At 64.8% G+C, this 16,890-nt stretch carries 20 protein-coding genes; 10 read left to right on the forward strand and 10 right to left on the reverse strand.

All coding sequences use genetic code 11. The annotated features are described in order from the left end of the window. Nucleotide 1 precedes the first annotated feature (1 nt). Nucleotides 2–2,707 carry a helix-turn-helix transcriptional regulator gene (locus LJF27_RS17645; RefSeq protein WP_017148928.1) on the reverse strand — a complete coding sequence of 902 codons (2,706 nt, stop codon included), beginning with the start codon at nucleotides 2,705–2,707 and terminating at the stop codon, nucleotides 2–4. A 164-nt stretch (nucleotides 2,708–2,871) separates the two neighbouring features. Here LJF27_RS17645 and pabB point away from each other — a divergent pair, with 164 nt between their 5' ends. Next, on the forward strand, nucleotides 2,872–4,233 hold the full coding sequence (gene pabB, locus LJF27_RS17650; protein WP_004349129.1) for an aminodeoxychorismate synthase component I: 1,362 nt from the start codon (nucleotides 2,872–2,874) through the stop codon (nucleotides 4,231–4,233). A gap of 43 nt (nucleotides 4,234–4,276) precedes the next feature. Here pabB and thrH read toward each other — a convergent pair whose 3' ends face one another. Further along, nucleotides 4,277–4,894, reverse strand: a complete 618-nt coding sequence (thrH, locus tag LJF27_RS17655) for a bifunctional phosphoserine phosphatase/homoserine phosphotransferase ThrH (RefSeq protein WP_003098078.1) — start codon at nucleotides 4,892–4,894, stop codon at nucleotides 4,277–4,279. A 134-nt stretch (nucleotides 4,895–5,028) separates the two neighbouring features. On the opposite strand from thrH, the gene LJF27_RS17660 reads away from it, so the two are divergent. Together LJF27_RS17660 and LJF27_RS17665 are read left to right on the forward strand one after the other, a co-directional pair. Beyond that, nucleotides 5,029–5,832: a phosphoadenylyl-sulfate reductase gene (locus LJF27_RS17660; protein ID WP_078465414.1), complete on the forward strand. Its 804-nt coding sequence runs from the start codon at nucleotides 5,029–5,031 to the stop codon at nucleotides 5,830–5,832. Between the two features lie 64 nt (nucleotides 5,833–5,896). Then, nucleotides 5,897–6,244, forward strand: coding sequence for a hypothetical protein (locus LJF27_RS17665; RefSeq protein ID WP_003098081.1), 348 nt, complete (start codon nucleotides 5,897–5,899; stop codon nucleotides 6,242–6,244). A gap of 56 nt (nucleotides 6,245–6,300) precedes the next feature. Here LJF27_RS17665 and cysB read toward each other — a convergent pair whose 3' ends face one another. The 4 genes from cysB to LJF27_RS17685 form a co-directional block, all read right to left on the reverse strand. Next, complete coding sequence (gene cysB, locus LJF27_RS17670) at nucleotides 6,301–7,275, reverse strand: HTH-type transcriptional regulator CysB (RefSeq protein WP_003087775.1); 975 nt, start codon at nucleotides 7,273–7,275, stop codon at nucleotides 6,301–6,303. 131 nt (nucleotides 7,276–7,406) lie between these two features. Further along, nucleotides 7,407–7,904 carry a universal stress protein gene (locus tag LJF27_RS17675; protein ID WP_003087770.1) on the reverse strand — a complete coding sequence of 166 codons (498 nt, stop codon included), beginning with the start codon at nucleotides 7,902–7,904 and terminating at the stop codon, nucleotides 7,407–7,409. Between the two features lie 162 nt (nucleotides 7,905–8,066). After that, entirely contained in the window at nucleotides 8,067–9,014 is a 948-nt protein-coding gene (locus LJF27_RS17680) for a putative 2-dehydropantoate 2-reductase (protein WP_003117707.1), read from the reverse strand. Next, complete coding sequence (locus tag LJF27_RS17685; protein ID WP_003120319.1) at nucleotides 9,014–9,391, reverse strand: thioredoxin family protein; 378 nt, start codon at nucleotides 9,389–9,391, stop codon at nucleotides 9,014–9,016. The genes LJF27_RS17680 and LJF27_RS17685 overlap by 1 nt, the downstream gene beginning before the upstream one ends. Before the next feature lie 317 nt (nucleotides 9,392–9,708). On the opposite strand from LJF27_RS17685, the gene LJF27_RS17690 reads away from it, so the two are divergent. After that, nucleotides 9,709–10,785 (forward strand): 3-deoxy-7-phosphoheptulonate synthase, encoded by a 1,077-nt coding sequence (locus LJF27_RS17690; RefSeq protein ID WP_003087765.1) that lies wholly within the window; start codon nucleotides 9,709–9,711, stop codon nucleotides 10,783–10,785. Nucleotides 10,786–10,842: 57 nt separating this feature from the next. Here the strand turns inward: LJF27_RS17690 and LJF27_RS17695 are convergent, their stop codons facing one another. Next, on the reverse strand, nucleotides 10,843–11,127 hold the full coding sequence (locus LJF27_RS17695) for a GNAT family N-acetyltransferase (protein WP_003087762.1): 285 nt from the start codon (nucleotides 11,125–11,127) through the stop codon (nucleotides 10,843–10,845). Nucleotides 11,128–11,513: 386 nt separating this feature from the next. Here LJF27_RS17695 and LJF27_RS17700 point away from each other — a divergent pair, with 386 nt between their 5' ends. Then, on the forward strand, nucleotides 11,514–12,203 hold the full coding sequence (locus tag LJF27_RS17700) for a crotonase/enoyl-CoA hydratase family protein (protein WP_003087759.1): 690 nt from the start codon (nucleotides 11,514–11,516) through the stop codon (nucleotides 12,201–12,203). 149 nt (nucleotides 12,204–12,352) lie between these two features. Next, entirely contained in the window at nucleotides 12,353–12,541 is a 189-nt protein-coding gene (locus LJF27_RS17705; protein ID WP_003087758.1) for a hypothetical protein, read from the forward strand. A 71-nt stretch (nucleotides 12,542–12,612) separates the two neighbouring features. Here the strand turns inward: LJF27_RS17705 and LJF27_RS17710 are convergent, their stop codons facing one another. Next, entirely contained in the window at nucleotides 12,613–13,119 is a 507-nt protein-coding gene (locus tag LJF27_RS17710; RefSeq protein WP_003087757.1) for a macro domain-containing protein, read from the reverse strand. Nucleotides 13,120–13,339: 220 nt separating this feature from the next. Here LJF27_RS17710 and LJF27_RS17715 point away from each other — a divergent pair, with 220 nt between their 5' ends. The 3 genes from LJF27_RS17715 (at nucleotide 13,340) to LJF27_RS17725 (ending at nucleotide 14,468) form a co-directional block, all read left to right on the forward strand. Next, on the forward strand, nucleotides 13,340–13,828 hold the full coding sequence (locus tag LJF27_RS17715; RefSeq protein WP_003087756.1) for a hypothetical protein: 489 nt from the start codon (nucleotides 13,340–13,342) through the stop codon (nucleotides 13,826–13,828). 154 nt (nucleotides 13,829–13,982) lie between these two features. After that, nucleotides 13,983–14,201, forward strand: coding sequence for a hypothetical protein (locus tag LJF27_RS17720; protein ID WP_003098091.1), 219 nt, complete (start codon nucleotides 13,983–13,985; stop codon nucleotides 14,199–14,201). Nucleotides 14,202–14,228: 27 nt separating this feature from the next. Further along, nucleotides 14,229–14,468, forward strand: a complete 240-nt coding sequence (locus LJF27_RS17725) for a hypothetical protein (RefSeq protein WP_003087754.1) — start codon at nucleotides 14,229–14,231, stop codon at nucleotides 14,466–14,468. Between the two features lie 57 nt (nucleotides 14,469–14,525). Here LJF27_RS17725 and LJF27_RS17730 read toward each other — a convergent pair whose 3' ends face one another. Continuing rightward, nucleotides 14,526–15,248 (reverse strand): amidotransferase, encoded by a 723-nt coding sequence (locus LJF27_RS17730; protein WP_003098093.1) that lies wholly within the window; start codon nucleotides 15,246–15,248, stop codon nucleotides 14,526–14,528. A gap of 244 nt (nucleotides 15,249–15,492) precedes the next feature. Between LJF27_RS17730 and LJF27_RS17735 the strand changes: the two genes are divergently transcribed. Beyond that, nucleotides 15,493–15,864 carry a glutaredoxin family protein gene (locus LJF27_RS17735; protein ID WP_003087752.1) on the forward strand — a complete coding sequence of 124 codons (372 nt, stop codon included), beginning with the start codon at nucleotides 15,493–15,495 and terminating at the stop codon, nucleotides 15,862–15,864. 8 nt (nucleotides 15,865–15,872) lie between these two features. Here LJF27_RS17735 and LJF27_RS17740 read toward each other — a convergent pair whose 3' ends face one another. Next, nucleotides 15,873–16,871, reverse strand: coding sequence for an SMP-30/gluconolactonase/LRE family protein (locus tag LJF27_RS17740; protein ID WP_019396581.1), 999 nt, complete (start codon nucleotides 16,869–16,871; stop codon nucleotides 15,873–15,875). Nucleotides 16,872–16,890: the final 19 nt, after the last annotated feature.

Raw genomic sequence — 16,890 nt, forward strand, 5'->3', positions numbered from 1 at the left:
GTCAGAGCAGGCTCAGCTCGCGGGCTCGCCGGATCGCCTGGGTGCGATTGCGCACCTTGAGCTTTTCGTAGATGTTGTGCAGATGCCATTTGACGGTCCCCAGGGCCAGCGACAGGCGCTGGCCGATTTCTTCGTTGGATAGGCCCTGTGCGGCCAGGCAGACCACTTCGCGCTCGCGCTCCGTCAGGCCTTCCTCGAGCGCATCCTGGGGCTTGCGCACGCCCTGCCCGGGCCAGATGCCGAGCAGGCCGCGAATGAAGGTCTGTAGCGCCGGCTGGCGCTCGGTGGATTCGAGTTGCTGGAGCAACTGGCGAATACCGTCGCCTTCCTCGATGAAGAGGCTGCGCACCCCTTCCCGTTCGGCATTGATCAGGCATTCGCCGAGCAGGCTGTTGGCCCGTTCCTGGTAGCCCAGGCGCTGATAGCTGAGCGCCGCCAGGATATCCAGGCGCAGGCGCTGCAGGCCGTGCCAGCCGGGCTGCAAGGTGCCGCGCAACTGAGTGATCTCGTGCAGCGCCTCGCTGAAATGTCCTCGCCCCTGCAACAGGCGCACGCGGCTCACACCCAGCGACCAGTTGACCGGGTTGAAGGCCATGTTGCGGTAGTGTGCCGCCATCTTGTTCCAGTCCACGCTCTTCAACCGCTGCTCGGCGCGCTTCAGGCGGTCGGGGCCGCTGTCCTGGAGGATCAGGTTGATCTCTTCGGCCATGGCCTGGGCGAAGAAGCGCCACGACTGATTGCGCGAGGCCAGGGCCTGCATCGCCGCCAGGCTGGCCAGCGCCTCCTTCGGCCGTCCCAGCAGGCGCTGGGTGCGCGCCAGGCAGATCTGTCCCTGGGCATAGAAATCGATCGGATTGATCACATCCACATGCCCGAGCGCCCAGCCCAGGCGCTCTTCCAGCCCGTCCAGCTCGATCCTGTAGTAGGCGGTCAGGGCCTCGGTGATGGTCGGCAGCGCCAGCGCGCTCCTGGACTTCTCGAACAGCGGCCGGGCGCGCTGGCGGAGCCGCTCGATGAGCAGTTGCGCCTGTTTCACCTGGCCCTGCTCGAGTGCGAGGATCACCTCGACGTTGGCCAGTTGCATGTCCAGGTAGCGCCCTTCGAGGAAATGATTGCGCTGCTGCGCCAGCCCCAGCAGGCGCCGCGCCTGGTCGCCCTGGCCACGGACCACCTGGGCCAGCGCGGCAGTGATCAACACCGCCACTTCGAGGAAGGCAGCGTTCTGCCCGAGCTGGACTTCGACCCGGCGAGCCAGGGCGATGCACAGTTCCAGATCGTCCTTCTGCAACGCCACCACCGCCTTCACCGCCAGCGCGGAGAGGTACTGGTCGCCCATCGGCCCGTCGCCGCGGCTCTCCCCCCAGCGCGCCAGCAGTTCGTCGATGATCCGGTTGGCCTCGCCCAGGCTGAGGTCGCTGGCCCGCGACCAGACATCGGTAAGGACCAGGATCGGATAGCGCTCGGCGATTTCGTCCGGCACATGCTTGCGCCAACGGTAGATCAGGCTGAGCTGGCCGCGGTTGATCAATTCCAGTCCGCATCCGTCGACCAGCGCGGCGATCATCTCCGGGTCTTCCGCCGCACAGGCATGCTCGATGGCGAACGTCGGCATGTGGTGGTTGGTGAACCACAGGCTGGCGTTGAAATGCAGTTGCTTGAAACGGTCCGGATCGGAGTCGCGCAGGCGGTTGCGGAGGAAATCGGCGAACAGCAGGTGGAAGCGATACCACTGGCGTTCGCGATCCAGCGGCAGGAGGAACAATTGCATGGACTCCAGGCGTTCCAGCAGCGCCTGGCCGTCCTGGCGCCCGGTCAGGGCGTTGGCCAGGTCGCCGCTCAATTGGCTGGCAACGCCAAGGGCCAGCAGCGCTTCCTGCAGGTCGCCAGGCAAGCGTTCGAAGACCGCCGCCAGCAGATAGGCGCTGACCGCCTGCTTGTCGCCGTCGAGCAGGGCCATTTCCTGCGCCTGCGGTTGCTGGCGCAGCCACAGGCTGACGAGATGCACGCCCACCACCCAGCCTTCGGTCTGGCCATAGAGCGCCTTCAGGCAGGGCTCGTCCAGATAGAGACCGCTGCGCTCGAGGTATTCGCGGGTTTCCTCGAAGCCGAGGCGCAGCTCCTCGAGGCCGATTTCCAGCAACAGTCCCTTGGCCCGCCAGGTAGCCAGGCTCAGCGCCGGCTGCGAACGCGTGCCCAGGGCCAGGACCAGCCCGGGCGGTGCGTACTGCACCAGGCGATTGAGGCCGGTGAAGATGTCCGGGTTGCTAACCAGGTGCAGGTCGTCCAGCACCAGCAGCAACGGCCGCGCATAGCGATCGAGATCGCCGAGCAGGCTTTCGATCACCGCCACCACCGGGACCCGCATGGTGTTCTGCAGGTAGGTCTGGGCGTCGTCGCCAAGCTGCGGCACGGCTTCGCCCAGCGCCTCGATCAGCTGCCGGCAGAAACGGGCGGGGTCGTCGTCTTCTTCGGCCAGCGACAGCCAGGCCACCGCCTGGTCTGCTACAGTGCGCTCCCTGGCCAGGGCGGCGAGCGCGCAGGTCTTGCCGAAGCCGGCAGGTGCGGAAAACATCAGAACGCGTGAATGGGGATTGCGATCCAGCAGGTTGCGGATCGCGGGGCGAAGAGAATATTCGGCTGGCACCTGAGGCGGCACTATTCTGGAGCGCGAAAGGCTGCCGGCTGCTGGATTCTGTACTGCATCCACGGCCTGTATCCCTGTGTCATTATCATTGTGGTACGGAGCCAAATCTCCGTGGGATATTTCCATAATTAGCAGATCACCCTTCTTACGTAAACTGAAGAAATGGCTCTAGGATCGACGATTCCGGCGAACTAGAATTCCTGACTGTCCCACTACCCCCACTTTCCATGCCCAGTTGTCATGTTCACCCCCTGCCCTACCATAGCGACCCAAGCTGTCTCTTTGCCATCATCCATGAGGCGCCCGGTGCGGTGATGCTCGATTCGGGTCGCCCCATCGCTACCCGTGGACGCTATGACCTTATGAGCGCCTGGCCATTGGCAGAACTGGCGCCGCTGCCCGACGAATCGGCCAACCGCTTCTTCGCCCGCCTACGCGAAGCGGCCGGAAGCCTGGGCCCCGCGCAGCTGCCAGCGCCGTACGAACTGCCCTTCGCCGGCGGTCTGCTGGGCTATTTATCCTACGACCTGGGTCGGCGCATCGAGCGCATCGGCGAACACGCCCGCGATGACCTGGGCCTGCCGCTGGCCTCCGTCGGCCTGTATGCCTGGGCGCTGATCAGCGACCACCAGGCCGGCACCAGCCAACTGGTATTCCACCCGCGATTGGACGAGCGCGAACGCCAGCGCCTGATCGCCCTGTTCAGCGAGGAAACGCAAGGCGCGGCCGGCAACTTCAAGCTTCTGGGAAAATTCCGACGGAGCATCAGCGCATCCGACTATCGGCAGGCGATCCGCCGCATCCAGGACTACATCCAGGCAGGCGACTGCTACCAGGTGAACTATAGCCAGCGCTTCCAGGCCGCTTGCAGCGGCTCGCCGTGGCCGGCCTATCGCGCCCTGCGCGAGGCCTGCCCGACGCCGTTCTCCGGCTACCTGCGACTGGCCGACGGCGCGATCCTCAGCCTGTCGCCGGAGCGCTTCCTCAAGCTCGGCAAGGGCAAGGTGGAAACCCGGCCGATCAAGGGCACCCGCCCGCGCGGCAAGACCCCCGAGGAGGACATGGCGCTGGCGGCGTCGCTGCTGGCCAGCCCCAAGGACCGCGCGGAAAACCTGATGATCGTCGACCTGCTGCGCAACGACATCGGACGCAGTTGCCAACCTGGCAGCGTACGGGTACCGGAGCTGTTCGCCCTGGAAAGCTATCCCAACGTGCATCACCTGGTGAGCAGCGTCACCGGCGAACTGGCGCCGGGCAAGGACGCCCTCGACCTGCTGGAAGGCAGCTTCCCCGGCGGCTCGATCACCGGCGCGCCGAAGATTCGCGCCATGCAGATCATCGACGAACTGGAACCGAGCCGACGCGGCATCTACTGCGGCAGCCTGTTCTACCTCGACGTGCGCGGCGAGATGGACAGCTCGATCGCCATCCGCACCCTGCTGGTCAGGAACGGCCAGGTCAGTTGCTGGGGCGGCGGCGGCATCGTCGCCGACTCGCACTGGGAGGACGAGTACCAGGAAACCCTGGACAAGGTCCGGGTACTGCTGGAAACCCTGGAAGGGATGGCCGGGACAGCGTCCCCGGAATAGAAAAAGAGCCCGCGTTCCGCGGGCTCTTTCATCGGCGGCGCGGCTACAGACTCAGCGAACGGCTGGAAGCCTTGAGGAACTCGCGCTTGAGGTCTTCGTAGGTATGCACCGCGGGGAACTGGGGAAACTCGCGGATCACGTTTTCCGGGGCATGGAACAGGATGCCGGCGTGGGCCTCGGAAAGCATGGTGGTGTCGTTGTAGGAATCACCGGCGGCGATCACCCGGTAGTAGAGGCTCTTGAAGGCGATCACCGACTGCCGCTTGGGATCCTTCTGGCGCAATTGATAGCCGACCACCCGGTCGCTGTCGTCGATCTCCAGCTTGTGGCACAACAGGGTCGGGAAGCCCAGCTGGCGCATCAGCGGCTGGGAGAACTCGTAGAAGGTGTCGGAGAGGATCACCACCTGGAAGCGCTCGCGCAGCCAGTCGACGAATTCCACCGCCCCCTCCAGCGGCTTCAGGGTGGCGATCACCTCCTGGATGTCGCCCAGCTTCAGGCCATGTTCGTCGAGGATGCGCAGGCGCTGCTTCATCAGCACGTCGTAGTCCGGAATGTCCCGGGTGGTCGCCTTCAAGGCGTCGATACCGGTTTTTTCCGCGAACGCGATCCAGATTTCCGGAACCAGCACGCCTTCCAGGTCAAGACAGGCAATTTCCACAGGACTCTCCTCGAAATTCTCTGAACGATGGGGTGACGACGGACGCGGCACTCTAGCCCCTCGCCGAGGGCAAGGCAACGCCGGCTTATTCCTGGAATCAAGGTCGACAGGGGTAAATGGTTATTTAGGGCCATATGCCGCCCTTTGCTACCATTCCCGCCACAGAGCGCAACAGCGCCACCCAGCACCAGGACCCCAGCCCGATGAGCCAGCCTTTCGACCTTCCCGCCCTCGCCTCCAGCCTTGCCGACAAATCCCCCCAGGACATCCTGAAAGCCGCCTTCGAGCACTTCGGCGACGAGCTGTGGATCTCCTTCAGCGGCGCCGAGGACGTCGTCCTGGTAGACATGGCCTGGAAGCTCAACCGCAACGTGAAGGTGTTCAGCCTCGACACCGGTCGCCTGCACCCGGAAACCTATCGTTTCATCGACCAGGTCCGCGAACACTACGGCATCGCCATCGACGTGCTTTCCCCCGACCCGCGCCTGCTCGAACCCCTGGTGAAGGAAAAGGGCCTGTTCAGCTTCTACCGGGACGGCCACGGCGAGTGCTGCGGCATCCGCAAGATCGAACCGCTCAAGCGCAAGCTCGCCGGCGTGCGCGCCTGGGCCACCGGCCAACGCCGCGACCAGAGCCCCGGCACGCGCAGCCAGGTGGCGGTGCTGGAAATCGACGGTGCCTTTTCCACGCCGGAAAAGCCGCTGTACAAATTCAACCCGCTGTCGTCCATGACCAGCGAGGAGGTCTGGGGCTATATCCGCATGCTCGAACTGCCCTACAACAGCCTGCACGAACGCGGCTATATCAGCATCGGCTGCGAACCCTGCACCCGTCCGGTGCTGCCCAACCAGCACGAGCGCGAGGGCCGCTGGTGGTGGGAGGAAGCCACCCACAAGGAGTGCGGGCTGCACGCCGGCAACCTGATCAGCAAGGCCTGAAACCGTCGATAGAGCGTATGCAATCGGGGTAAAGTGCGGGTCGAACCCCGAGCGGAGACCCAGCATGCGCATCACCATGGTCAAGAAAGTCCTCGCCAACGGCGAGGACTGCCGCAAGTGCAAGGAAGTCCGGCAACGCCTGGAACAAGGCGGCTACCTGCCGCGCATCCATCGCACCCTGGTGGCCGACGAACGCGACCCGAACAGCGCAGGCTGGATGGTCGCCGCCCAATATGGCGTAGAGACCGCGCCGTTCTTCGTGGTTCGCCACGACGACGGGCGCGAACAGGTCTACACCGTGTTCATGAGCTTCCTCCATGAAGTCCTCGAACCGCGAGCCGAGCAGTCCGCGGACGCTGATCGCGAAGCGCTGGCCAGGCTGGCCGGTCGCGACAATCTCGACATGCTCTGAGGGCCAGCCATGAAAAAGCCCGGCACCAGGCCGGGCTTTTTCATGGGCCGAGGCGATCAGTAGACCGGCAGTTCGATGCCGTCGAACAACTCGTCCAGCTCGGCCTTGTTGTGGCATTGCACGGCCTTGGCCAGCAGCTCGCGGGTCAGGTGCGGAGCGAATTTCTCGATGAAGTCGCACATGAAGCCGCGCAGGAAGGTGCCGCGGCGGAAGCCGATCTTGGTCACGCTGGACTCGAACAGGTGGCTGGCGTCGAGGATCACCAGGTCGTTGTCGAGCTTCGGATCGACCGCCATGTGCGCCACGATGCCGACCCCCAGGCCCAACCGCACGTAGGTCTTGATCACGTCGGCATCGGCCGCGGTGAATACCACCTTGGGCACCAGGCCGCGCTGGCTGAAGGCTTCGTCGAGCTTGGAGCGGCCGGTGAAGCCGAACACGTAGGTGACGATCGGCTGCTCGGCCAGGGCTTCCAGGGTCAGTTTCGGCAGCTTGGTCAGCGGATGCCCGTGGGGCACGATGACGCAGCGATTCCAGCGGTAGCAGGGCATCATGATCAGGTCGCCGAACAACTCCAGCGCCTCGGTGGCGATGGCGAAGTCGACGGTGCCGTCGGCGGCCATTTCGGCGATCTGCATCGGCGTGCCCTGGTGCATGTGCAGGGAGACGTCCGGGTACTGCTTGATGAAGCCGCTGATCACGTTGGGCAGCGCATAGCGCGCCTGGGTGTGGGTAGTGGCGATGGACAGCGTGCCCTTCTTCTCGTTGGAGAATTCCTGGGCGATCTGCTTGATGCTCTCGACCTTGCGCAGGATCTCGCCGGCGGTATGGATGATCCGCTCCCCCGCCGGCGTCACACGGGTCAGGTGCTTGCCGCTGCGAGCGAACACCTCGACGCCCAGTTCGTCCTCCAGCAGGCGGATCTGCTTGCTGATGCCCGGCTGCGAAGTATAGAGGCTCTGCGCCGTGGCGGAGACGTTGAGGTCGTGGTGCGCAACCTCCCAGATATAGCGCAATTGCTGAAGCTTCATGGAGATTCCTCGAAAAGGTTGTCGCGACCGGCGATCAAGAACCGAAGGTATATAACCATATTAATGGTTTGAGGAATAAAATTAGACGTTTTTTTTGATTTTGCACGCTTTTTCACCAGCCGACCGCTGGCCTACAGGTCGCGACTACGGTGCTGCAACATCGGCACCAGGTACACCGGTACCTCCGCCAGTTGCACCAGACGCGCGGCAGTCCGGCCCAGCGGCGTGTCGAGCTGGGTGCCGTGGCTATGGCTGCCGGCGACGATCAGGTCCACGGCCAGCTTTTCCGCCTCATCGAGGATCATCTGCGGCGGGTCGCCCTGCACCACCCGCACGCTCTTGACCAGCGCCGCATCCTGGGGCAACTCGCCGAGTTCATCGCGAAACCCTTCCAGGACCCGCTTCTCGATGCTTTCCATGACGTTGTCCAGCCCTTGCGCCCGCAGGTCCTGGAGACGCTCGGTGTCAAGGTAGGTCTGCAGGACCGACTCGGCGAACAGCCCGAGGGGCTCCACCACATGGACGACATAGAGCTCGGCGTTGTAGGCGCGGGTCAGCGACAGGGCGTGTTGCAGGACATAGGGAGCATAGAGCCCCAGATCGGTGGCGTAGAGAATCGAACGAATCATGCGGCCTCCTCGACAGCCTGCGCGGCGGGCCTCATTAGCAGATTAGCAGCAAGCATCCATTCTCCTAGCGTTCCCTGCTGTTTCGGGCTTTTTCCGGCCCGTTGGGGTAAATCCCTTTTCTCCCTGCGAGCGCGGCGCCGGCTGGTCGCCGCGCTCGGCCCTTCAGCGCGGTTGTGCTTCGAGGAAGCGCAACGCCTGGTACAGCGCCTCGACCCTGGGCATCCGGTAGCCCGCAGCAGCAGCGCGGGCCAGGGGCGCGGCATAGATCGCCGCCAGCTCCAATGGCCGCCCATGGGCGAAGTCGTGGTACATGCTCGGCCGATAGTCGGGCATCCGCTCGGTCGCCGCCAGCAGTTGGTCCGCATAGCCCTCAGGCAGGATGAAGCCGCAGGCGCCGGCAGCACCGATGACTTCCTCCATGATCGCCTCGATCAGCGACCGACTGTCCGCGTTGGCCATCAGCGGCGCGGTGCTGCTCTTCAGCAATACCGACAGCCCGTTGTAGGGGATGTTCCAGACCAGCTTCTGCCAGCGCGCCTGCTCCAGGTCGGGCATCGCCGTGGACTCCAGCCCGGACTCGCGGAACAGCGCGGCACCCTCCTCGACGATCTCGCGCCGGCGTCGCTCGTCGGCCGGTCCGGAATGATAGCCGAGATTCACTCCGCCGTAGGCCTGGTGCTCGATCACGCCCGGTTCGCCGCGATGCACACAGATGAAGCAGAGGCCGCCCAGCAGATGCAGGCTTTCCGGCAGCAGCGGCCGCAGCCGCTCCTCCACGCCCAGACCGTTCTGCAGCAGCAGAACCTTGGCTCCCGGCGCCGCCGCTGCGCGGATCAGGGGTGCCAGTTCGTGATTGCCGGTGGTCTTGGCGCCCACCAGCAACCAGTCGCAGGGCGGCATGTCCTGCGCCGAATGGTAGGCCTGGACCGGCGCCAGGCGCCGGAAGCCATGCACCGCACTATTCAGGCTGAGTCCGGCGCGATTGACCGCCTCGAACTCGCTGCGCAGGAGAAAATGCACGTCGTGACCGGCATGCGCCAGCATCAATCCATAGAAGCCGCCGATGGCTCCCGTACCGATGACGCCGATCCGTTGCTGCTTTGAATCCATCAGGGCAACTCCTCAGGTAAAGCGGTCGACCCCGCCAGCACCGCACCCCGCAAGGCTTCCTGGTGCAGCGGAACGTTCAGTGCGCCATGGAAGCGGCCGTCGCGGACCATGAACAGGGCCGGCAGGTGAAAGACGCCGTAGCGTTCCACCAGGCCGCCATTGCGGCCGGCGTCCACCCAGCACAGGCGCTCGATGGGCAGGTCCATCGCGGGGAGATGGCGCCGGGCCCAGCGGCACGACGCGCAGCCTTCGCTGGTGAATACCAACAGCGAAACCCCTTCCAGGGCAAGCAACTGCCGGTCGGCGTCCAGATCGGTGAGTTCCAGGGACGGCACGCTGCTGACCTCGATAGAAAGGAAGAAATGGGGCCCGACCATCATCCGTAGGCTTCGGCTCCTGCGATAGCGCTGGCGCCCTCCTCGGCCAGCGGATACGCGCAAGGCGCGCCCCTCCGCAGCACCTGCACAATATCGTCCGCGGCGGCCTCACCTGCAACTCCGCTGGCAGCCTTGGCCCGGAGCAACGAAGAAAACGTGCGCAGAGCGGGGAAAACACCGGCGAACCGCGTCCCGCCCATTGTCTAGGCCCGGCCCGACACGTTAAGGTTCGTCTCCCCGTTTGCGAACTTCATGCCTGCGCCCTTTCGCAGGGGGCCTCCCGGCGGCCGGCGCCCGTGACCTGATTGAGTACCACGATGGCTGATTTACAGATCGACGACCTTAACGTTGCCTCCAACGAGACCCTGATCACGCCGGAGCAGCTCAAGCGTGAAATTCCCCTGACCGACAAGGCCCTGCAGACCGTGGCCCATGGTCGCCAGGTGGTGCGCGACATCCTGGATGGCAAGGACCACCGTCTGTTCGTGGTGATCGGCCCCTGCTCCATCCACGACATCAAGGCCGCCCACGAATACGCCGACCGCCTCAAGGCGCTCGCGGCCGAAGTGGCGGATACGCTGTTCCTGGTGATGCGCGTGTACTTCGAGAAGCCGCGTACCACGGTGGGCTGGAAAGGCCTGATCAACGATCCGTACCTGGACGACTCGTTCAAGATCCAGGATGGCCTGCACATCGGTCGCCAACTGCTCCGCGACCTCGCCGAGAAAGGCTTGCCCACCGCCACCGAAGCGCTCGACCCGATTTCCCCGCAGTACCTGCAGGACCTGATCAGCTGGTCGGCGATCGGCGCCCGTACCACCGAATCGCAGACCCACCGCGAGATGGCCTCCGGCCTGTCTTCCGCGGTCGGCTTCAAGAACGGCACCGATGGCAGCCTGACCGTGGCGATCAATGCCCTGCAGTCAGTCTCCAGCCCGCATCGCTTCCTCGGCATCAACCAGCAGGGCGGCGTATCCATCGTCACCACCAAGGGCAACCGCTATGGTCACGTGGTGTTGCGCGGCGGCAACGGCAAGCCGAACTACGATTCGGTCAGCGTCGCGCTCTGCGAGCAGGACCTGAACAAGGCGAAAATCCCGCTGAACATCATGGTCGACTGCAGCCACGCCAACTCCAACAAGGACCCGGCCCTGCAACCGCTGGTGATGGACAACGTCAGCAACCAGATCGTCGAAGGCAACAACTCGATCGTCGGCCTGATGGTGGAAAGCCACCTGGGCTGGGGCAGCCAGCCGATTCCGAAGGATCTCGACCAACTTCAGTACGGCGTCTCCATCACCGATGCATGCATCGACTGGGCGACCACCGAGAAGAGCATCCGCAGCATGCACGCCAAGCTCAAGGACGTGCTGCCGAAACGCCAGCGCGGCTGAGCGAGGCGGAAACGAAAACGCCGGGCTGATGCCCGGCGTTTTTCATTGCGCACCTGCTCAGGCGGCCGGATCGGCCTGACGCTGGCGACGCTCGATGTAACGCTCCACGTAGGAGCAGGACGGGATCACGCTGTAGCCCATGCGGTCGGCGTACTGCAGGGCGTGTTCGGTCAGCGCGGCGGCGATACCGCGACCCCGCAGCGAATCCGGTACGAAGGTCCGGTAGATGTCCAGCGTCTGCTTGCCCAGGTCCATATACGCCAGATAGGCACGATGGCCATCCACCGTCGTCTCGAACTGATGGCCGCCCACGTCATGATGGATGGACAGGGACTCGCTCACTTTGGATCTCCTCAACGGGTTCGTAACCCGACCCGCGCCTGATTGATAGGGTTCCTCGCGAGGATGCCCCCGCGTACCGGCCTTCAGCAGGCCGCCGGATAACTTCGTCCGTTCTCGTCCCGGCGGCTGAGCGCGCCTGGCGGACATCCTCGAAACGGGTGACCTGCACCGCATGCAAGGCCGGACTAACGATAGGGTCCATATTGCTGTCTTCCCCGGCCAGACTCAACCGTTTCTTCTGCCAGGAACGCGCAGGCGTCACTGGAGCCCTGCTCGGGAGGCCCGCGCAAGCACAATCGCGCATGACCCGCGGGTCAGCCAAAGCGCTTTACGCCGACGACGCCCATCAGTAAGGTCTGCGCCACTCCACCAAAAGGAATCCTGCCATGAGCGAGTTGATCAGCTACCAGTTCGAAGACGGCATCGCCACCCTGACCCTCAACAACGGCAAGGTGAACGCCATCTCCCCGGCGGTGATCGACGCCTTCAACCAGGCTCTCGACCAGGCCCTGCAGGACAAGGCCGTGGTCATCGTCACCGGCCAGCCGGGCATCCTCTCCGGTGGCTACGACCTGAAGGTCATGACCTCCGGCCCGGAGAATGCCGTCAACCTGGTCGCCGCCGGCTCGACCCTGGCTCGCCGCCTGCTCTCCCATCCCTATCCGGTGATCGTCGCCTGCCCCGGGCACGCGGTAGCCAAGGGCGCCTTCCTGCTGCTCTCGGCCGACTACCGGATCGGCGTCGACGGGCCGTTCCAGATCGGCCTGAACGAAGTCGCCATCGGCATGACCATGCACCATGTCGGCATCGAACTGGCCCGCGATCGCCTGCGCAAGTCGGCGTTCACCCGCTCGGTCATCAATGCCGAGATGTTCAGTCCGGCCGCTGCGGTGGATGCCGGCTTCCTCGACACCCTGGTCAGCGCCGACCAGTTGCAGGAAAGCGCGCGTGCAGCGGCCCAGCAGTTGAAGAAACTCAACATGACCGCGCATCGCAATACCAAGCTCAAGGTGCGCAAGGCACTGCTGGAAACCCTCGACCAGGCGATCGAGCTGGACAAGAAGCACCTGGGCTAAGGCCCGCGCCAGCGAAAGCCCGGTTGGTACCGGGCTTTTTTGCGCCCAATAATTACTTATTACGCAAAGGTAACTCTCCCTAACTGCTATTTTTAAAAAATTATTACGGATTATCCTGGTGACATTCCCAAGGAAAACCGGAGGTCATCATGAAACGCAACGTCTTCGCCGCCATTCTCCTCGGCATGGCTACCACCCTCGCAGTGCAAGCCAGCTTCGCCGACGAATCCAGCCTGATGGAAAACCGCATGGTCCAACTGAACCAGCACGCCATCGAGCAGGCCCAGCAGCAACAGGCCACGGCGCCAACCGCGAGCGACACCGATGCGCAGGGTTGAACGCCGCCTGCCAGGAACGTTTTTCTTTTCCCCGCAACCCTGAAAAGCCCGGCTCACGCCGGGCTTCTCGTTCAGGCCAGCTTTTCCTCGGCCGCCACGCCCTTGCGATAGACCTCGTAGAGAATCACCGGGATCTCCAGGTCGCCCAGGTGGCGAACCACCAGCGGCTTGACCTCGGACCAGTCCAGCCCGCCCACTCCCGTCGCCACGCAGGGCAGAGCCAGGCTGCTCACCCCTTCGCTGCGCACATAGCGGGCCAGCTCGCGCAGGGCATGGCCGACATCCTCCAGGCTCGCCTTGCCCGGCTTGGCGCTGCGACCGCTGTGCAGCATGCCCTGGGTGATCAGGTTGACGATGCACTGGGTCTTGCCCTGCTCGTCGACCCCGGCCCAGACCCAGATGCCGCCCGGCTCGGGCGCCCTGGCATGGGCGGCATGCCGGTAGTCGCGAACCATCGACGGCCAGCGTTCGCGCAAGGCGAGGGCCAGGCCGCTGTCGAAATGGTCCTGGGGCGCGATGCCGTGGGCGATCACCTGGGCCCCGGAAAGCAGAATGTCACCTTCAACTTCACGAATCATGAGTGTTTCCTTCTTGGCTTCGGAACAGGCGCTTCGTGCGCCGCCCTGCATCTTTCACCGTACGCCTTGCCCGCCGGCGCCAGTTGATGCGTATCAAAGACGGCCGGTCCCATCCGCTACGGGCCGACTAGACTGCATGCGAGGGAACCTTGGAGGCGCCTCGCCTCTCCATTGGATTCCAGCCTCGTGCCGTCTCATCCATGACAAGGAAACAACCGCCATGCCGAAATGGATTGCACTTTGCCTGATCCCGCTGTTGGCAAGCTGCGCCACCTGCCGCCAGGACAGCGACAGGGAAAAACTGCTGTACGAGAACGACATGCTGCAGGCGAAACTGATCATCGTCGCCAACGACCGCGATCGCCTGCCGCTGGCCCAGGCCCTGCTGGAGCGCGCGGCGCGCGACGACCGCAGCGGCGAGGCGGACTTCTACCAGGCCGTGCTGATCGCTCGCCGCGACGGCCAGGCCAGCGATTGCGAGCGCATCACCCGCCTCCTCGAACGTTCCGCCGAGCGACGCTACCCGCTGGCCAACGCGATGCTCTACAAGATCTACGCCGAGCCCTTCCTGTTGCCGCGCGCCGACATTCCCAAGGCCGAGACCTATCGCCAGGCCTACGCCGAGCTGCCGGTCGCGCGCAGCGGCTACCCCTCCTTCGAGCGAGCCCGGCAGGTGGTCGATCGCCTGCTCGCGCCGACTTCGTCCTGATCCATCGGGCCCGAACCCGGGCCCCGCAACCCGTACCGGTCGTTCGGCCAAAGCATCATTTCTGTCGATAGTTAATAGCGCGACAATTCGTTATCCAATCGAATTCTTCTCCGCGATCCTATGCCCATCCGAGGTATCGATCACGGAAGCCGCCATGAAACGTCGCAGCCCACGCCATTACGCCCGCAACACCGCCCTGGCCACCCTGGGTCTGTACGCCATCCTCATGCTGGTCGTGCTGAGCCTCGTCGCCGGCGCCGAAAGCGCCAGGAACGCCACACCGGACAACGACACCGCCACGACCTTCTCCAACCAGATCGGCCAGGCCCTGCCAGGCCTGCTCTCGGGGTTGAACAGTCGACGCGCCGGTTGAACGCCGGCTTCTTTCCCGGGAAACAGCATGAGAAGGCAAACACGGAAATTCTGGATCGTCGCCGCCCTGGCGATATTGACCAATGGCTACTCGCTACTCGGCCTCGCCCAAGGCTCGGCAGGCGCACTGGCGCGCACCATCGAATGCAACCAGGCGATGGTCCGCGCGCTGGCGGCCAACCTGGCGCTGAAGCTGCAGAGCGGCACCCCGCCGGCACGCCCGCAGCGCTGGATCCCGGAGCGCTTCATCCTCGACTGCCCGGCCTGAAACGAAAACGCCGCCAACCCCGGGAGGCTGGCGGCGCTCGCATGGCGCGGGGCCGGCTCAGGCGCCGGTCGGCTGGCGCGCGACGAAACGCATCATCCATTCGGCGACGACGGTGCCCTGGTGATCCCCCGCCAGGCTATCGACCCCCTTGCGATAGAGTTCCTCGCCCAGGTGCTGCTGGCGCAGTTCGAGCAGTTCGCGGGAATAGTCGTGGACGAACTCGGGATGCCCCTGGAAGCACAGCACCTGGTCGCCGATGGCGTAGGCGGCATAGGGACAGAAGTCGCTGGAAGCGATCACCCGCGCGTTTTCCGGCAGCCGGGTGACCTGGTCCTGGTGGCTGATCAACAGGGTCAGGTCCGGCAGCGCCGGGCTCATCCAGTCGGCCCGTTCGTTCAACTGGTACTGGTGGATGCCCATGCCCCAGCCCTGGCTGGCGCGCTCGGCCTTGCCACCGAGCAGCAGGGCCAGCAACTGGTGGCCGAAACACACGCCGAGGAGCTTGTCGCCGCGCTCGTAGCGGTCCAGGAGGAAGGTCTTCAGGGTCTGGATCCACGGGTCGGGACCGAAGGAGTCGGCCTTGCTGCCGGTCACCAGGTAGGCGTCGAAGCGCTCGTCGTCCGCCGGATAGCGCCCCTCCACCACGTTGTAGATGACGAATTCGGCGGCGATCGGTTGCTTGGCGAACAGTTGCTGGAACATCCGGCCGTAGCCTTCGTAGCGCTCGATCAGCTCGGGACGAAGGATATCGGTTTCCAGGATACAGATGCGGAGCGACATAAAGACTCTCTGAAGAAGTGGGGTTATTGTCGTTTTCGTTTGATTTAATTAACACAGGAGCGCGGGCAAGGGAACCGTCGCCCTGGCCTCGAAAGGAATATCCGGACGATTCGCCAAAAAACAAGCAGCCGGCAGAAAGATTCCCGAGACGCCCAGCCGTAAAGAAATCTGCACAGGAGACGGAAGGACTCCCCATGCCCGGAACCGCCACGTAAACTGGCGGTTTTCCCGCGAGGCACACGCCATGTTGCTCAAGGCAGTACGTAACGGACTGGGTCAGGCGATTATCCTCGCCGACTTCGTCAGCCGCCCCCGCAAGCTGCAGCGCAGCGCCGAGGCCCAGGCCGAGGTCGAGCGGGCGCTGCGGAACCTGTCGCTCTACCAGTTCCGCGCCTGTCCGTTCTGCGTGAAGACACGCCGCGCCATGCACCGGCTGAACCTGCCGATGCAACTCAAGGACGCCATGAACGATCCGCAGGCCCGCCAGGCTTTGCTGGAAGGCGGCGGCAAGGTCAAGGTGCCGTGCCTGCGCATCGAGGAAAACGGCCAGGTGCGCTGGATGTACGAATCCAGCGAGATCATCGCCTATCTGGAGGGTCGTTTCGCCAACGCCTGAGCGGCCGATCAACCGCCCCCGGCCGCGTCCAGGGGCAGCCGGTGGATCAGGAAACGCGCCGGCGCCTCGCCCTCGCGCCCCGGCAACAGGCGGTGGCGAATGCGTGACTCGCTGACATAGGCGCAACCCTGTCCGGTGACGGTCAGGTTGACCGGCGACTCCAGGCCCTCGCGTATCACTTCGATGCCGCGCCGCCCTGGAGCGAGCGGCTCGGCGATCCGCAGCACCTTGCCGGCGCCGCTGCGGATGGCGTTCTCCAGCACGATCAGCGAGCCGTCCGGAGCCAGCGCCATGCCGTCCGGATTCTCCAGCGTTCGGGGCAGCTCCATCTCGCGCAGCCGCGGACGCGTGGCGACCCCTTCGACGACATGGATCGCCCCGCTACCGAAGTTGCCGACCAGCAGGGTGTCCTCGTCCACCCGGACGATGCCCGCCGCGCCCAGGCCGCCGGGGTCGGCCAGGCGGCTGTCGCGCAGCAACACCTGGAACGCCGGTTCCCCGGGCCGCAGCCGCATCAGGCTGCCATCCCGGGTTTCGCTCAGGTAGACCGTTCCGTCCGGCGCCACCGCGAGATCGTTGCCCATCCCGTCGCCGGGCAGGGTCAGATATCGGCGCACGGCACCGGTCGCGAGATCCAGGGCGAACACCCCATGCGGCCGGCGCCGGCCAGCGGGTAGGAAGTCCGGCGAATTGCCCCAGAGCAGGCCACGCGGCTCGTCCAGCCGCAGCGCGGTGGCAGCGAAGATCGCCGGGCTGCCGGCGAAGAAGGTTTCCCACTCGCCCCCGGGAGGCTTGCTCAGGATGCGCCCGCTGGTGACCAGGCCGACGTACAGCGTTCCATCGGCGGCATGGGCGATGCCGTTGGGATACCGGGCCCCCGCTGGCAGGACGATGCTCGTCGCGGCGCAGGACGGCTCGCGCTCGCCCGGCGCACGGGCGAAAACCGGCAAGACGGTCGCCGATACCATGGATACCAGCAGCAACACGGAAGCCTGTCGTCTCATCATGCTTTCTCCGTCGATGTGC

This window comes from Pseudomonas sp. 203-8, assembly GCF_020708595.1.
In the GTDB taxonomy this organism is placed as follows: Bacteria; Pseudomonadota; Gammaproteobacteria; order Pseudomonadales; family Pseudomonadaceae; genus Pseudomonas; species Pseudomonas aeruginosa.

Bases quoted from the DNA above. Each gene is read 5' to 3' on its own strand.
- LJF27_RS17715 (WP_003087756.1), top strand. From the start codon at position 13,340: ATGCCGAAATGGATTGCACTTTGCCTGATCCCGCTGTTGGCAAGCTGC.
- LJF27_RS17680 (WP_003117707.1), bottom strand. From the start codon at position 9,014: ATGGATTCAAAGCAGCAACGGATCGGCGTCATCGGTACGGGAGCCATC.
- cysB (WP_003087775.1), bottom strand. From the start codon at position 7,275: ATGAAGCTTCAGCAATTGCGCTATATCTGGGAGGTTGCGCACCACGAC.
- LJF27_RS17740 (WP_019396581.1), bottom strand. From the start codon at position 16,871: ATGATGAGACGACAGGCTTCCGTGTTGCTGCTGGTATCCATGGTATCG.
- LJF27_RS17730 (WP_003098093.1), bottom strand. From the start codon at position 15,248: ATGTCGCTCCGCATCTGTATCCTGGAAACCGATATCCTTCGTCCCGAG.
- LJF27_RS17720 (WP_003098091.1), top strand. From the start codon at position 13,983: ATGAAACGTCGCAGCCCACGCCATTACGCCCGCAACACCGCCCTGGCC.
- LJF27_RS17685 (WP_003120319.1), bottom strand. From the start codon at position 9,391: ATGGTCGGGCCCCATTTCTTCCTTTCTATCGAGGTCAGCAGCGTGCCG.
- LJF27_RS17690 (WP_003087765.1), top strand. From the start codon at position 9,709: ATGGCTGATTTACAGATCGACGACCTTAACGTTGCCTCCAACGAGACC.
- LJF27_RS17735 (WP_003087752.1), top strand. From the start codon at position 15,493: ATGTTGCTCAAGGCAGTACGTAACGGACTGGGTCAGGCGATTATCCTC.
- LJF27_RS17710 (WP_003087757.1), bottom strand. From the start codon at position 13,119: ATGATTCGTGAAGTTGAAGGTGACATTCTGCTTTCCGGGGCCCAGGTG.
- LJF27_RS17705 (WP_003087758.1), top strand. From the start codon at position 12,353: ATGAAACGCAACGTCTTCGCCGCCATTCTCCTCGGCATGGCTACCACC.
- LJF27_RS17700 (WP_003087759.1), top strand. From the start codon at position 11,514: ATGAGCGAGTTGATCAGCTACCAGTTCGAAGACGGCATCGCCACCCTG.
- LJF27_RS17725 (WP_003087754.1), top strand. From the start codon at position 14,229: ATGAGAAGGCAAACACGGAAATTCTGGATCGTCGCCGCCCTGGCGATA.
- LJF27_RS17665 (WP_003098081.1), top strand. From the start codon at position 5,897: ATGCGCATCACCATGGTCAAGAAAGTCCTCGCCAACGGCGAGGACTGC.
- LJF27_RS17675 (WP_003087770.1), bottom strand. From the start codon at position 7,904: ATGATTCGTTCGATTCTCTACGCCACCGATCTGGGGCTCTATGCTCCC.
- pabB (WP_004349129.1), top strand. From the start codon at position 2,872: ATGCCCAGTTGTCATGTTCACCCCCTGCCCTACCATAGCGACCCAAGC.
- LJF27_RS17660 (WP_078465414.1), top strand. From the start codon at position 5,029: ATGCCGCCCTTTGCTACCATTCCCGCCACAGAGCGCAACAGCGCCACC.